13 protein-coding genes and 4 pseudogenes are annotated in these 13,782 nt (G+C 63.0%); 13 read left to right on the plus strand and 4 right to left on the minus strand.

Annotation, left to right across the window (positions count from 1 at the left end; genetic code table 11):
* Positions 1-13 precede the first annotated feature (13 nt).
* Positions 14-1,156, plus strand: a pseudogene (locus QNJ43_RS03420) (alpha-D-ribose 1-methylphosphonate 5-triphosphate diphosphatase).
* Positions 1,156-1,746: a phosphonate metabolism protein/1,5-bisphosphokinase (PRPP-forming) PhnN gene (phnN, locus tag QNJ43_RS03425; RefSeq protein ID WP_300467405.1), complete on the plus strand. Its 591-nt coding sequence runs from the start codon at positions 1,156-1,158 to the stop codon at positions 1,744-1,746. The pseudogene QNJ43_RS03420 and the gene phnN overlap by 1 nt, the downstream one beginning before the upstream one ends.
* 766 nt (positions 1,747-2,512) lie before the next feature.
* On the opposite strand, the gene QNJ43_RS03430 is transcribed toward phnN, so the two are convergent.
* The gene (locus tag QNJ43_RS03430; protein WP_300467407.1) at positions 2,513-3,067 is read right to left on the minus strand and encodes a flavin reductase family protein; all 555 of its coding nucleotides are present in this window, start codon (positions 3,065-3,067) and stop codon (positions 2,513-2,515) included.
* Positions 3,068-3,912: 845 nt separating this feature from the next.
* Here QNJ43_RS03430 and QNJ43_RS26680 point away from each other — a divergent pair.
* Positions 3,913-4,383 (plus strand): annotated as a pseudogene (locus QNJ43_RS26680) (sulfatase-like hydrolase/transferase); the annotation flags it as partial.
* A gap of 103 nt (positions 4,384-4,486) precedes the next feature.
* Positions 4,487-4,954, plus strand: coding sequence for a sulfatase/phosphatase domain-containing protein (locus tag QNJ43_RS26685; RefSeq protein ID WP_346432842.1), 468 nt, complete (start codon positions 4,487-4,489; stop codon positions 4,952-4,954).
* A gap of 204 nt (positions 4,955-5,158) precedes the next feature.
* Here the strand turns inward: QNJ43_RS26685 and maiA are convergent.
* Positions 5,159-5,807: pseudogene (gene maiA, locus QNJ43_RS03440) on the minus strand (maleylacetoacetate isomerase).
* A 281-nt stretch (positions 5,808-6,088) separates the two neighbouring features.
* Here maiA and QNJ43_RS03445 point away from each other — a divergent pair.
* From QNJ43_RS03445 to QNJ43_RS03465, 5 genes are all read left to right on the plus strand, one after another.
* On the plus strand, positions 6,089-7,642 hold the full coding sequence (locus tag QNJ43_RS03445; protein ID WP_300467409.1) for an MBL fold metallo-hydrolase: 1,554 nt from the start codon (positions 6,089-6,091) through the stop codon (positions 7,640-7,642).
* 233 nt (positions 7,643-7,875) lie between these two features.
* Complete coding sequence (locus tag QNJ43_RS03450) at positions 7,876-8,799, plus strand: alpha/beta hydrolase-fold protein (RefSeq protein WP_300467411.1); 924 nt, start codon at positions 7,876-7,878, stop codon at positions 8,797-8,799.
* A gap of 168 nt (positions 8,800-8,967) precedes the next feature.
* Positions 8,968-9,696, plus strand: coding sequence for a thiamine pyrophosphate-binding protein (locus QNJ43_RS03455; RefSeq protein ID WP_300467413.1), 729 nt, complete (start codon positions 8,968-8,970; stop codon positions 9,694-9,696).
* 12 nt (positions 9,697-9,708) lie between these two features.
* Positions 9,709-9,870, plus strand: a complete 162-nt coding sequence (locus QNJ43_RS03460; protein WP_300467415.1) for a hypothetical protein — start codon at positions 9,709-9,711, stop codon at positions 9,868-9,870.
* A 12-nt stretch (positions 9,871-9,882) separates the two neighbouring features.
* Positions 9,883-10,587 (plus strand): thiamine pyrophosphate-dependent enzyme, encoded by a 705-nt coding sequence (locus tag QNJ43_RS03465; protein ID WP_300467417.1) that lies wholly within the window; start codon positions 9,883-9,885, stop codon positions 10,585-10,587.
* On the opposite strand, the gene QNJ43_RS03470 is transcribed toward QNJ43_RS03465, so the two are convergent.
* Complete coding sequence (locus QNJ43_RS03470; RefSeq protein WP_300467419.1) at positions 10,488-10,763, minus strand: hypothetical protein; 276 nt, start codon at positions 10,761-10,763, stop codon at positions 10,488-10,490. The two genes, QNJ43_RS03465 and QNJ43_RS03470, sit on opposite strands and share 100 nt — an antisense overlap.
* Before the next feature lie 160 nt (positions 10,764-10,923).
* On the opposite strand from QNJ43_RS03470, the gene QNJ43_RS03475 reads away from it, so the two are divergent.
* Both QNJ43_RS03475 and QNJ43_RS03480 read left to right on the plus strand, forming a co-directional pair.
* Positions 10,924-11,166, plus strand: coding sequence for a hypothetical protein (locus QNJ43_RS03475; protein ID WP_300467421.1), 243 nt, complete (start codon positions 10,924-10,926; stop codon positions 11,164-11,166).
* Between the two features lie 66 nt (positions 11,167-11,232).
* Complete coding sequence (locus tag QNJ43_RS03480; RefSeq protein ID WP_300467423.1) at positions 11,233-12,282, plus strand: tetratricopeptide repeat protein; 1,050 nt, start codon at positions 11,233-11,235, stop codon at positions 12,280-12,282.
* Between the two features lie 5 nt (positions 12,283-12,287).
* Here QNJ43_RS03480 and QNJ43_RS03485 read toward each other — a convergent pair whose 3' ends face one another.
* On the minus strand, positions 12,288-12,623 hold the full coding sequence (locus QNJ43_RS03485; protein WP_300467424.1) for a hypothetical protein: 336 nt from the start codon (positions 12,621-12,623) through the stop codon (positions 12,288-12,290).
* On the opposite strand from QNJ43_RS03485, the pseudogene opgC (QNJ43_RS03490) reads away from it, so the two are divergent.
* Both opgC (QNJ43_RS03490) and opgC (QNJ43_RS03495) read left to right on the plus strand, forming a co-directional pair.
* A pseudogene (opgC, locus tag QNJ43_RS03490) lies at positions 12,615-13,301 on the plus strand (OpgC domain-containing protein); the annotation flags it as partial. The gene QNJ43_RS03485 and the pseudogene opgC (QNJ43_RS03490) sit on opposite strands and share 9 nt — an antisense overlap.
* Before the next feature lie 97 nt (positions 13,302-13,398).
* Complete coding sequence (gene opgC, locus QNJ43_RS03495) at positions 13,399-13,644, plus strand: OpgC domain-containing protein (protein ID WP_300467931.1); 246 nt, start codon at positions 13,399-13,401, stop codon at positions 13,642-13,644.
* The last annotated feature ends 138 nt before the right edge of the window (positions 13,645-13,782 follow it).

A 13,782-nucleotide genomic window follows, 5' to 3' on the forward strand; every position in this document is an offset into this window, starting at 1 on the left:
CCGCCAAGAGGCTTTGATGACTGAAACCTTGTTCCGCAATGCTCGTCTGGTTCTTTCCGATACCGTCATCCGGGGCGATCTCGTCGTCCGTGATGGTGTGATCTCGGCGATCGATTCCGCCGCGCATCCCGACCGGGAGGAGGACATGGGCGGTGACTGGCTGATGCCGGGTCTTGTCGAGCTTCATACCGATCATCTTGAAAGCCATTACATGCCGCGCCCCAAGGTGCGCTGGAACGCGATGCCCGCCGTTCAGGCCCATGATGCGCAGGTCGCAGCCTCCGGCATTACCACCGTGCTCGATGCCCTGCGCGTCGGCATGGACGAGGACGACCGCGTCACTTCCACCGACATGCGGCTTCTGGCCTATGCCATCGAACACGCGCAGAAGGTGGGTCGTCTGCGGTCCGACCATTTCCTGCACCTGCGCTGTGAGGTTTCCTCGCCGGATGTGCTCGAAGGCTTCCGCCTTTTCGATGACGACTAGCGCATCAAGCTCGCCTCACTGATGGATCACACGCCGGGCCAGCGGCAGTTCACGAGCCTTGAGACCTACAAGGTCTACTAACAGGGCAAGACGGGCATGTCGGACGAGGAATTCGACGCCTTCGCCTCCATGCGGCAGGCCCTGGCGGGCAAGTATTCCGATACCCATCGGGCGGAGATTTCCGGCGTCTGTCATGAGCGCGGCATCGTGCTCGCCTCCCATGACGATGCGACCGACGCCCATGTGGCGGAGGCTGAAGCCCAGGGCATCGCGGTCGCGGAATTCCCGACCACGCTGGAAGCGGTGCGCGCCTCCCACAAGGCGGGGCTCAAGGTGCTGATGGGCGCGCCCAACGTGGTGCGTGGCGGATCGCATTCCGGCAACATCTCCGCGCGCACGCTGGCCGAAGAGAGGCTGCTCGACGTGCTCTCCTCCGACTACATTCCCTTCTCCCTCATGCAGGGCGCGTTCATGCTGGCGGAATCGGTTGAGAACGTGACGCTCAACCAGGCGATCAACATGGTGAGCAAGCTTCCCGCCGAAGCCGTGGGGCTGAACGATCGCGGCGCGATCGAGGTCGATCGCCGCGCGGATCTGGTGCGTGTCTCCACCGAGGAGGAAGTGCCGGTCGTGCGCTCCGTCTGGCGCGAAGGGGTGCGGGTGTCCTGATGACGGCGGTCGAGGAAAGCGCGGTAGGTCAGGTGACGGGATGTTTCGTTGCCATCGTCGGGCCGAGCGGTGTGGGCAAGGACAGCCTCATCGCCTATTCTCGCGAGGCGCTGTCGCGCGATCCGCGCTTCGTCTTCGTGCGCCGCGTGGTGATCCGCATCGCCGATGCCGCGCTTGAGGATCACGACAGCCTGAGCCCAGCCGAATTCGATGCTGCCCGCGCCTCCGGCCGTTTCGCGCTCGCCTGGCGCGCCCATGATCTGGGCTATGCGCTGCCGGGTGAGATCCGGCAGGATCTGGCGGAAGGGCGCACTGTCATTGCCAATATTTCGCGCGCCAGCATCGAGGCGGCGCGCGTGGAATTCGATTTCTGCCGGATCATCTCGGTTACCGCCCCGCGTGAGATCGTGGCAAGGCGGCTTGCGGCGCGCGGGCGGGAAAGCGCTGCGGAAATCGAGGAGCGTCTTAACCGTGAACAACCGCGCCCTTCTGGTCCCGGTGCGATCGAGATCGACAATTCCGGCGAATTGCCAGATGCTGGCGCCCGGCTGGTCGCCGCGCTGGAGGAACTGGCCGAGATAACAAAATAGGTGCGTTGCTGTTGATCGTGTGCGGAGCAACGCGGCGAGGGAGGCGATGTGCGCGACAATCCGGGACAGCGTTTCATGTCCGCCACCGCCCGCGAGGACTGGCCCGTAGCCGAGGCCGCCTTGCGCAACTTTCTGGAGCGCGCACCGGACGATCCCTGCCTGCATTTCAATCTCGCCCGGATCCTGCGACGACTCGGCCGGACCGAGGACGCGCTGCACTCCGCCCGCGCCAGTCTCGACCGCCATGCGATCCATCAGGGAGCTCTGTTCGAAGAGGCGGCCTGCCTGATGGATCTGGGGGTACCTCTGCGGCGAAGCCGAAGCTGCTTTCACTTCCTATTTGGGCCTCTTCCCCGACGACGCGGCCGCCTACGGCAATCACGCCCGCCTGCGCCTGCGTCTGGGCGACCCTCAACGGGCACTGGAGGGTTGCGACAAGGCGTTGAAAGGGTGGCCCCGAATTCAGCCTGTCGAGGGCTTAATTCCTGTGCCGGTCCGGCCGCCTGGCTTTCGGAAAGGCCAAGGGCCAGGTCCTCTGGGAAACGCTCTGAGGGGTGCTCCTGCAGGCTACAGCGTCTCCGTCCCGTCCTTCGTCATCCTCCGGCACCCGCCTTCGCGGGCACAGGCTCCGTCCGGGGGATCCAGCACTCTCCGCATATGCTGTTGCTGGATGGATGGCCCGGACCGCGCCGGGCAATGACGATGGAGGGATTTGTTTTGACGGATGGGATGCCACCCCGCCCGGCACCGCGTGGAGGACTTTCCCTCAGTTCACCTTGGTGAAGAACTCTTTCCGGTCGATCACGTCGCCTGCGACCATGAATTTGCCGTCGCCCATGTAATGAATGGTCTTCGGATGCTCCGGGTCTCCCGCCACGTGCGCCTTCACGATCTCGAAGATGAAATAATTGTAGTTATTCACCATCGCATCGTCGTAGACTCGGCATTCAAAGCATGCGTGACATTCGTCGATGAGCGGGGCGTAGACAATCTCCGCCGGTTTTGCCGTCAGTCCGAATTCGGCGAACTTGTCGACCTCAGAACCGGTGCAGTTGCCGACCTTCGACACAATGTCGGCGAGGTCGAGCGTGGGCAGGTTGATCACGCATTCGCCCGTTCTGCGGATCATCTCGAAGCTGTGATTGCCGGAGGAGATCATGCAGTTGACGAGGGAGGGGGCGAAGGCGAGGATCGAGTGCCAGCCGAGCGTCATGATGTTCGAGGCTCCGTCGCAGTGCGAGGAGATGAGCACGACCGGGCCGGGCTCCAGAAAGTGTCGGGCCTCTTCGACGGGAAAGTCGCGTTTCTCGGACCTGGTCATCGAAGTTCCTTTCGAACCTGTTCGCGCCCGCGCGCCCGCGCTTATCGAATGGGTCCTCCCATGTTTTTCCCGGAAATGGACGGTGCGCTGCAATCGGCGCCATCCTGCTCGCCCTCCCTGCAACTTTGCCCCCGGACCGCCCCATCTTTGCGTCTCTTGACCCACGGTCCGGTTGAGCGGGGCTTATATCATTCCAGGGTGGAACTTCCGCAAGGCAATCTGCCGCATGGGGGAGGCTGTGGCGTAGCAATTGCCTAACGTTTCCTTAACACCCGCAATCTCCTCTTGTCACGGCTCCGTCGTTTTGCGCATCTATGGGTGCCGTTAAGGTAGAAACGTTCCGTTCCCACCGTTGTTCCCCGCCAGATCCAGGGATCCCATGCGCCCCAACATTCTCCTGATCACCGCCGACCAGTGGCGCGGCGACTGTCTGGGTATTGCCGGTCACCCGGTCGTGTGAACCCCCAATGTCGACCGGCTTGCCACGGAAGCGACCTACTTCTCGCGCCACTAAGCGCAGGCCGCGCCCTGCGGTCCCTCGCGGGCCTGCCTCTATACCGACCTTATCAAATGATCAACCGGGTCGTGCGCAACGGGACGCCGCTCGATCATCGCCATGAAAACATCGCGCAAGCCCTGCGGCGCGCCGGATACGATCCCACGCTGTTCGGCTATACCGATCAGGCGGTGGACCCCCGCGTTCATCCCGGTGACGATCCCTGGCTGCGTACCTATGAGGCATCCTGCCGGGCTTTTCCGTGCGGCTGCGCCTGCCGGAGGATGCCGGCCCGTGGCTTTCCTGGCTGGCGGCGCGCGGCCACGAGGTGCCCGACGACAAATGGGACATGTATCTGCCGATCTCGCGTCCGGGGGACGCCTGCGACGGTCGGCCGACGGACGCCCCGTCGCGCTACGGTCAGGACGAGACCGAGACGGCCTTCCTGACGGGCGAATTCCTGCGCTGGATGGAAAAGCAGACGCGCAATGACGAGCCGTGGTGCGCCCATATCTCCTTCCTGCGCCCGCATCCGCCCTTCGTGGTGCCCGAACCCTTCAACACCATGTACGACCCGGTCGACGGCCCCGCTTTCGCCCGAGCCGAAACGGCGGCAAAGGAACGCGGCAATTATCCGCTCATCGATTACTGGCTGTCGGGGCAGCATCGATCCGAGCATTACGTCATCGGGGCGGGCGACGGGCTGGTGGCGGATTGGACCGAGGACGATGTCCGCCAGATCCGGGCGACCTATTGGGGCATGGTCTCGGAAGTGGATCGCCAGATCGGCCGTCTGGTTGCGGGGCTGAAGGCCGCCGTTCAGTGGGAGAACACGCTGTTCGTGCTGACCTCCGACCACGGCGAGATGATGGGCGATCACTGGGACGCTCGGAAAGTTCGGCTTCCACGATCAGGCCTATCGCGTGCCGCTGATCGTCCGCGATCCGTTCCGCCCGCAAGGGTATGGAACGACCGTCGACGCATTTTCCGAAAACATCGACATCTTTCCGACGATCATGGAAGCCGTAGGGCTGACTCCGCCCGCGCATCTCGATGGGCGATCGCTCCTTCCCGCGCTTGAGAGTAGGCCGGAGCCGCACGAGGCGGTCTTCTGGGAAGACGATTTCCGTGAAGTGGCGATGGGGGCGGCACAAGCCGCACTCGATCTCCCGCTCGATGCCTGCAACATGGCGGTCGTGCGCACGGCACGCTGGAAATACGTCCACTTCGCCGCTCTGCCGCCGCTGTTGTTCGATCTCGACAACGATCCGGCAGAACTGGTGAACCTCGCCGATGACCACGCTCATGCCGCCATACGCATCGAGATGGCGGAGCGGCTTCTGGCCTGGCGGGCCGAACACCTCGACTGGCGGTCACCGGCATCGAACTGACGCCGGAAGGGCTGGTGGATGGGAGAGCAGCGGCGCGCTGATGCGTTTTCCGTCCCTTCCGTCGTCATAGCCCGGCTTCGTCCGGGCAATCCAGCAGGCGATGGCATATGCGGATCGGGATGGATCCCCCGGACAAAGCCCGGGGATGATGGCGGAGAGACAGAACGAGCGAGCGACGACACTGAGAAGAGGCGATGCTTCCGCTCACATTTCCGCGTCGGGCTGACGGGCAGGGGCGGCGGCGGCGAAGGCTTCCAGCTCGTCCAGAGCAGCAAAAATCCGGTTGATCTCGGGTAAGGCGTCATGTCGACATCAAACCGGCGATTGTTGTGGACCTGGGCATAGAGGCAGCAATCGGCATAGCCGGGCGTATCCTCGTGGCAATAGCGCCCCGTCTCGCTGTCCTCGGTGAGCTTTTTTCCAGCGGCTCGAACGTTTCTTCAACCCAATGGCGGAACCAGGTCGTCACTCCGGCGTCATCGGTGCCGTATTCGCTGCGCAGGAAACCAAGAACGCGCAGGCTGTTGAGTGGATGCACCTCGCAGGCGATCGAAAACCCGAGCGCACACACCCGGGCCCGGCCGACCGGATCGCGCGGCAGAAGCGGCGGTTCGGGATAGACCTCGTCCAGATATTCCATGATTTCTGGTGACTGCGTCAGAACCGTCCCGTCTTCAAGCTCCAGCGCGGGCACCAGTCCGTGCGGATTGAGCGTGAGGAAGCGCTGACTACGTTGCTCGCCTTTCACCAGATGATAGGCCTGATAACGCGAATGAAGCCCCTTGAGGTTCATCGCCGCACGCAGCCGCGTCGAGGTCGAGGATCGGAAGTAATTGTGCAGGATCATTGTCATCCAGGCGTTACCTCCCTGTTTGCCTGTTTGTGCGATCAATAGCATGAACGCTCCGGCTTGCATCCGATCCGTTTTGAGGAGAACGCGCGGGTTCGGGAGCTGTCTCGCCTGTCGCGGATCCGGCTGTGCCGGAGGGGAGTGCGGGCACAAGTCTCTTGCGCTGCAGCCGCGTCACCTGCTTCAAGTACCGGTACGGCGGGAAGGAAGCCGGAGTGAACTGGAATTCGGGAGGAAATGAATCCATGTCGCTGACCATGCGTTTTTGAGGCGCCGCCGGAACCGTGACCGGTTCCTGCTACTGGCTGACCACGCCCGTCGCGTCATTCATTGTCGATTGCGGCATGTTTCAGGGCAACAAAACTCTGCAGGCGCTCAACTACGAGCCCTTTCCTTTCGACGCTTCCAAGATCGATTTCGTTCTCCAGACACACGCCCATATCGACCATGCCGGCCTGCTGCAGAAACTCTACAAGGCCGGCTTCCGCGGTCCCGTCCATATGACGGCGGGGACCCACGATCTGCTCTCCTTCATGCTGGCCGACAGCGCTTTCATTCAGGAAATGGAGACCGAGCAGCTCAACCGCCGCAATGCGCGCCGCGGTCGTCCCGAAGTCACGCCCGCCTATACCCGGGATGATGCGGCCGATTGCTTGAAGCTCTTTCGCGCCGAGGAGTACGAGCGCTGGCTGGAGGCTGCCCCCGCCATCCGTTTCCACATGTGGAATGCGGGCCATATCCTGGGCTCGGCCTCCATCGAGGTGGAGATCGCACAGCCTGAGAGCGACAAGCCGCTTCGCTTGCTTTTTTACGGCGATATCGGACCGGACCACAAGCTGTTCCATCCCGATCCCGAGGCCTCGAGCAGCTTCGACTATGTCATCAGCGAGTCCACCTACGGAGGCCGTACCCGCAGCCGTCGGACTGAAGAACAGCGCCGCGAAATCCTGGCCCACGAGGTGTGTGCCGCACTTCAGGCGGGCGGCAACCTGCTGATCCCGAGCTTTGCCGTGAAGCGCACTCAGGAATTGTTGGCCGACATCACGATCCTGCAGGAATCCGGCGTGATCAATCACGCCCCGATCTTCCTCGACTCTCCGCTCGCCATCCGCGCCACCGAGGTTTTCGAGCGCCATGCGCATGAACTGGAACATCTCAGCCGCCGCCCGCATCTGATCGACAATCCCAACATCCGCTTTACGGAGACGGTGGACGAGAGTAAGGCGATCAACCGCATTCGCGGCGAGGCGATCATTCTGGCGGCGAGCGGTATGTGCGATGCGGGCTGCATCCGGCACCATCTTCATCAGCATCTGTGGCGTCCGGATTCAACGGTTCTTCTCGTCGGCTATCAGGCGCCGGGAACGCTCGGGCATCTCATTACCGATGGTGTCGAGAAGGTCACAATCCAGGGCGATCCGATCAAGGTGCGCGCGCGCATCCGCGAGATCGACGTTTATTCAGGCCACGCCGACCACGGCGAACTGGTTGATTGGATCAAGGAACGCATGCCGATCCATCGCCTAATCCTCACCCATGGCGATCCCGAAGCGCGCGTCGCGCTGCGAGAGGCGATGGTGGCGACCGGGTTTCCCGCCGATCATGTGGTCGAGCCGGAAATCGACGATGTCTTCGATCTCGTGAGTGGACAGCTAGAGCCTGCTGAAAAGTCGCTGCGCGCCCGCCGGGTGGAACCCGCCGTGATCAGCCATCTCGATTGGCACAACGATACCGCCGAGTTTCTGCTCGATATTCGCGAAGAAATCGATCAAGCCGCCGACGAGCGTTCAAAGCAGGTGGTCATCCGGCGTCTGCGCCGGGCTCCGGAAGAAAGCTGAAAGACGCGATTCCAGACATTTACCGCGCAACATGGGTGCAGCAATGTACGGCTGCTCCCTTGGTGCCCTTATCCGGATCAATACTCGTTTGCAGGCAGGGCATCGCGTGCGCATGTCCTTGCCCGTCACGTCCGGCGTTCGTCACGATCCTTTGAGATGCGCCGTGTCAGGCTTGAATTGACTTTGCCTCTCCTCTCGGCACAGTCGGTGCCGTCATGTCAGAAAGGCTCCGGATGATCAAAGCACGAAGGCCGTCGGCCGGAACGATCGCGTTTCTCGGCCGAGGCTTTATCTGCGGCGTTGCCTTCACCGCCCTGCTGCTGGGACTGTCCCCTGCGGGCACGGCGGAGACGTCGCTCGTGCCGAGACCGTCCACGGACGATTGCGGCGTGGCTGCCCCCTGTCACGTGCCCGGCGGTGAATATCGCGTTCGCATGCCGCAAGGGTGGGACGGCACGTCACGCGTGGGTGCGATCCTCTATCTGCACGGCTATCGCGGGACTGCGGAGAATGCGATCAACAACAAGGGATTGATCCGCACGGCCTCCGACCTCAGCCTCGCCCTTATTACGCTCCAGGGTGCGGAGCGGTCCTGGTCCTTCCCCGGCAACCCGCGTCAGCGGCGCGATAATATCGCGTTCATCCGCACCGTTCTCGACGATGCCGTCGCGCACCACGCCGTTGATCCGGACAAGGTCATGGCTTCCGGGTTTTTCGTCGGCGGCTCGATGGTCTGGTATCTCGCCTGTTATCTGGGCGATCGGTTCGCCGATTTTGCCCCGGTTGCAGGCGCATTCTGGGAGCCGCAACCGACCGGATGTCCGGGGCCGGAGTCGGATCTTTTCCACGTCCACGGAACCGGCGACAAGGTGGTGCCGATGGCTGGCCGAGCAATCGGTGATGTGGCGCACCAGGCGGACGTCAACGAAGGGATGGCGCTGTGGTTGGCCAAAGGCGCCTGCACAACCGAAGTCCCGCAGGAGTTCAAGCCCGACGACACGGGGCTCGTGTGCCAACGCCGCACAGCCTGTGCGGGGCGAACCATCGAACTGTGCCTCCATCCCGGCGATCATGTCTTCAAGCCTGTCTGGGTGAAGCGCGCCTGGCTGGAACTCGCCGATTTGCGCGGCTGGGATGTGCCTACCGACGCGCAATAGCCTCGCATCCGATATGCTCTCTCCTCAACACTTCTCTCGCGCACGGGATCTCCACATGACCGGAGCTGACATCATCGCCGAGGCCCTTCGCGCTGTCGGTTGCCGCACGGCCTATGGCATTCCCGGCGGCGAGGTCTTGGCGCTTGTCGAGGCGCTGAGCGGGCCGATTTGTTCTTCGTTCTGGTCAAGCACGAGAATGCCGGTGGCTTCATGGCGGAAGGCGAATGGCACGCCTTGAGCGGTTCCGGTCCTTCCACCGCGCCGGGCGTTCTGGTGGTGACCTTCGGCCCCGGCATGGCGAATGCGGTCAATGTCGTGGCGAACGCCATGCAGGACCGTGTCCCCCTGATCTTCCTCACCGGCTGCGTCGATGAGGCGGAAGCGGCGTGCTACACCCATCAGGTCTTCGATCATCAGGTCGTGCTCCGGCCGATCGTCAAGGCGAGCTTCCGCGTTGCTCCGGGAAGTATCGGGGCGGTGATGGAAAAGGCGCTCGCTCTGGCCTGCGAAGGCCAGCCGGGCCCGGTCCATATCGACGTGTCGATCTTCGTGGCGGAAGCCGAGATCTCTGAGCCTGTCCATATCCTGGTCGCGCGTTCGGGTCTGCGCGATACGCCTGCGGGCGGGCCTTGTCTGGAAAACGCGCGGCAGATGTTGGCCGTAGCTGAACGCTCGTTGATGGTTGCGGGCGTCGATGCGGTGAACGAGGGCGCCGGAGCGGCGATCGAGGCGTTCTGCCGCCGGTTCTCCATACCGCTCATCACCTCCTACAAGGCCAAGGGGCTGATTGACGAGGCCGATCCGGCCTGTCTGGGCGGCGCGGGCCTTTCGCCGCGCGCGGACGCGATCCTGATGCCGCTGATCGACCGATCCGATCTTGTGCTTCTCGTCGGCTAAGATCCGATCGAGATGCGGATCGGCTGGCGCAACCCCTGGGAGTCGGACAAGGCGGTGGAGATCACGGCCGTCGCCCGCACGCACGGCATGCACGGTGCATCGGAAACGCTGGCGGGCGGCATTGCGCTCACCCTTGCCGCCCTCGGCGATGGTCTGGCGACACGCTCCACCTAGCCGGAAGGAAAGGTGGAGACCGCACGCGCGTCGCTTGTCGGGGCTTTTTCTGCCGAGCCGGAGGGCTGGGGACCGTCGACGGTCTTTCACATTCTGCGGGATGTTCTGTCCGACAAAACGGTGGCGACCGCCGACAGCGGGGCACACCGCATTCTGCTCTCGCAGATCTGGCACTGTCCGACCCCGCGTACCCTGCTGCAATCCTCCGGGCTTTGCACCATGGGCTGCGCCTTGCCGCTCGGCGCAGGGCACAAGCGTACTGAACCGGATACTCCGGTCGTCGTTTTCGTCGGGGATGCGGGGCTGGAAATGGGGCTCGGCGAACTCGCGACCTTGCGCGATCTCAAGCTGGCCGTAATCGTCGTGGTGCTGGTCGATGCGTCGCTGGCTCTGATCGAACTGAAACAGCGCGCCGGTCAGCGCTCCAATGCGGGCGTTGATTTCGGGGAGACGGATTTCGTGGCCGTGGCCAAGGCGCTCGGAGGGGTCGGCGCCTGGGTGGATGATGCGGAAAGTCTGCGCCTTGAAGCGGAAGCGGCGCTGTCGCGCGATACCTTCACCATTCTCGCCTGTCGTATTATGATGGGAAGATCTGAACTGAAGTCGCGTGAGGCGGCTCAGGGAGCCTCATCGACCCAGATCGCTCGCACGGCGATGGCCTTGATGAGCGCGAATTGCGCTCTCAGGCCCGCCCCGCGCCGTTCGCGCAGGAAGTGACGCCAGGCGGCGGTGAAGCCGAAACTCGCGTGATAGAGGGCAAAGTCAGCGCCGATGCCGATCAGCGCGCCGACGCCCACCCGCCAACCGCCCGCAAGCCAGCCTGCGATCGTGACGAGAACCATTGCCGCGCCGGACACGGCCAGCACACGGACTTGTGTGTTGCTTGTAATCATTGGTCTAACGAGGCTTCCAGGAACTCGGTTGCACATTCGGAATTGAAGCGCCGCGTCATCCTCCGGCGCGCTCCGACCGATGAAACGGCGGTCGGCGCAAGAGGTGCGACAGTTGCCGAATTGTGCCCGCTCGGCCCCTCCGGTGAAGGACTTGGGAGACATGCCACAATCCGATCTGTTCGGTTACGATCTGCCGGTGGAGAGCCCGGCCGCCCGCGACGCCTGGAACAGAACCCTGCTCGGTTTCCTGAGCCATTCCGCCGATGCCGCCGACCACCTTCAGCAGACCCTTGCCCATGAGTTCGACTATCTGCTCGCTACCGTCGCGCGCGGGCTTTTCTGCCTGTTGCTTGGACGGTGCGAGCTTGTCGAAACGTCTCAGGAGGCGCATCGCACGGCCTAGAGCATCCGTCAACGAAACGGGGCGGGGCCGCGCGAAACATTTTATTTTGACAGCCTGACGCTTTGGTTGCAGGGCCGCCCGTGTGCCGCCGCCGAGCGTCTGGACAGGGTTCTGGAGACCTGGCCCGGCGATGCGCTGGCGGTGAAACTGATCCACGCGATCCGCTTCATCATGGGCGATGCGGTGGGCATGCGGTCCTCCCTTGAGCGCGTTCTTCCGCACTACGGCGAGGATCATCCCGCCCACGGATATGTGTTCGGCTGTCACGCCTTCGCGCTTGAGGAGACGGGGGATCTGTCAGGTGCGGAGGCCGTGGGCCGCCGCGTGGTCGCTCACTCCCCTGACGATGTCTGGGGCATTCACGCGGTCGCCCATGTTCACGAGATGCGCAGCGATCGCGGCATCGCGTGGCTCACCGGCCGTCCCGACAGCTGGGCCCATTGCAACAATTTTCGCTATCACATGGGGTGGCATCTGGCGCTCATGCATCTCGATCGCGGCGAGATCGGCGAGGTTTTGAGGCTATATGACGAGCGCGTGCGACATGACCATACGGACGACTACCGTGACATTTCCAACGAGGCTTCGCTTCTGGCCCGGTTGGAAATGGAAGGCGTCGACGTGGGAGATCGCTGGTACGAACTCGCCGACCTGCCCGCCGGGCGTACGCAGGATGACTGTCTGGTCTTCGTCGATCTGAACTACATGCTGGCGCTTGTCGGGGATCGTCGCGAGGAGGCGGTCGACAAGCTTCTGGGACGGCTGCGGGCAAGCGCGGCGCATGCGACATGGATGCGGTCACGCAAGCGGTGGGCGTGCCGAGCGCGCTCGCCCTGCAGGCATCACAATAGGGATTTTCGGGCGACCTTCAGCGGTCTTTCGCGCGCTCGTCCCAATCTGCAGCGCGTCGGCGGCAGTCACGCCCGGCGCGATGTCTTCGAGCAGATCATGATCGAGGCAGCGATGAGAGCGGGCCTGCTGGAGGATGTGCTCACGCTCCTGGAGGAGCCTCTGGCCCGGCGCGGAGGGAAGGACGGTTTCGCCGCAAGACGCCTTGCGATGCTGGACCTGACGCTTGGAGCTGGAGCTCCGGCTCCCGCCTTGCGGTTGGCCTGATCCCGTTATCTTGACGCAACGGTTTCAAGGAGTGCATGAATAACCTGAACCGGCGTTTTCACCACAAATAAGCCGAAATATTTCATCAGGAATTTTCGCCATTCCTGCCCGGATTGCGGGACTGGTGGCAGGCCGGGTGACCAAGGCGTTGCGTACAGCACTTCGGCCGACCAATGCGAAGGATCCCATACCAGAAAATGATGAAGGCTCATTCCCGATCCGTTGACGCAGTCTCCGCGAACCAGGACATCGCAAACGATCACCGTCCCGGCCAACGTCGCCGTGATCCGAGGCTCGACTTCTTCCGCGGCATCGGCGTGTTCATCATCTTCATGGCGCACCCGTCCGGAAACCGGGGCACCTTGTGGATCCCCGCCCGTTTCGGGTTTTCCGATGCCACGGAGATCTTCGTCTTCTGCTCTGGCATGGCCTCGGCCATCGCCTTCGGCCGGGTTTTCGAATTCATCGGCTGGCGCATGGGTACGGCGCGCATTCTCTATCGCATATGGCAGGTCTACTGGGCCCATATTTGCCTGTTCCTGGTCATCGCCTCCATACTGGTCCTGGTGGACGGGGCGGGCTGGTTTGCGCAGGACTATGTCGGTGAGCTTAATCTCCACTACTTCTTCGACAATTCGGTCGCCAACCTGCCGGGGCTTCTGACGCTCAGCTACGTGCCGAGCTATTTCGACATTCTGCCCATGTACATCGCCATTCTCGCGATGATCCCCGTGGTCATGGGATTATTGCGGAGGATCGGCGGTCTGAGGCTGGCGATGGCCGCGATCGTGGCCATCTGACTGGTCGCGAGCTTCCGTCTGCTGGAACTGCCCTGGTCCGATCGCCCCTGGTTCTTCAATCCGTTCGCCTGGCAGCTCTTCGTCTTCACCGGGTTTGCCTTCATGCGCGGCTGGCTGGCACCGCCGCCCGTCACCCGGCCGCTGATGATCGCCGCCGCCGTCATGGTAATCGCGACGGTGCCCTTCGCCTACTTTCGGATTTTGCAGGCCGTGCCCGAATTGCTCGACATGGCGCGCGCAATCCTGCCGCTGACCGACAAAACCCATTTCGGGATCCTGCTACGTCCATTTCCTGCCGCTGGCCTATCTCTTCTGGATCGCGACGGGCGAGGCCGGGTCGAGGCTCAGGGGAAGCGGCGCATGGGGCGCTTTCGTCCGCATCGTTCAGAAGGTCGGGCAGCAGCCATTGGCCGTCTTCCTGATGAGCCTCGTGACGGCACAGGCGATTGCGATCCTGCGCGACCAGTTCCTCGCAGAGGGCTACGTGGCGCAGATCCTATCCAATCTCGCGGGCTTCGCGGTGCTGATCGCCACGGCCTATGTGATCGGCTGGTTCAAGTAGGCGTCCGGGGTGAAAAAGGGAACCCCGACCTCTCATCCTGCTCACAAACCCGTCATCGGGCCGCAACTGGCGCTTGCCGCAGCCGAATAGGCGCAAGGCACGTGTGCGTCCTTGGGGAAATTAACGGCGGATATTATC

The organism is Breoghania sp. (assembly GCF_030066895.1).
GTDB lineage: Bacteria > Pseudomonadota > Alphaproteobacteria > Rhizobiales > Stappiaceae > Breoghania.

Excerpts from the sequence above, each read along its gene's own strand:
- phnN (WP_300467405.1), top strand. The coding sequence starts at position 1,156 with ATGACGGCGGTCGAGGAAAGCGCGGTAGGTCAGGTGACGGGATGTTTC.
- QNJ43_RS03430 (WP_300467407.1), bottom strand. The coding sequence starts at position 3,067 with ATGACCAGGTCCGAGAAACGCGACTTTCCCGTCGAAGAGGCCCGACAC.
- QNJ43_RS03450 (WP_300467411.1), top strand. The coding sequence starts at position 7,876 with ATGATCAAAGCACGAAGGCCGTCGGCCGGAACGATCGCGTTTCTCGGC.
- QNJ43_RS03460 (WP_300467415.1), top strand. The coding sequence starts at position 9,709 with ATGCGGATCGGCTGGCGCAACCCCTGGGAGTCGGACAAGGCGGTGGAG.
- QNJ43_RS03470 (WP_300467419.1), bottom strand. The coding sequence starts at position 10,763 with ATGATTACAAGCAACACACAAGTCCGTGTGCTGGCCGTGTCCGGCGCG.
- QNJ43_RS03475 (WP_300467421.1), top strand. The coding sequence starts at position 10,924 with ATGCCACAATCCGATCTGTTCGGTTACGATCTGCCGGTGGAGAGCCCG.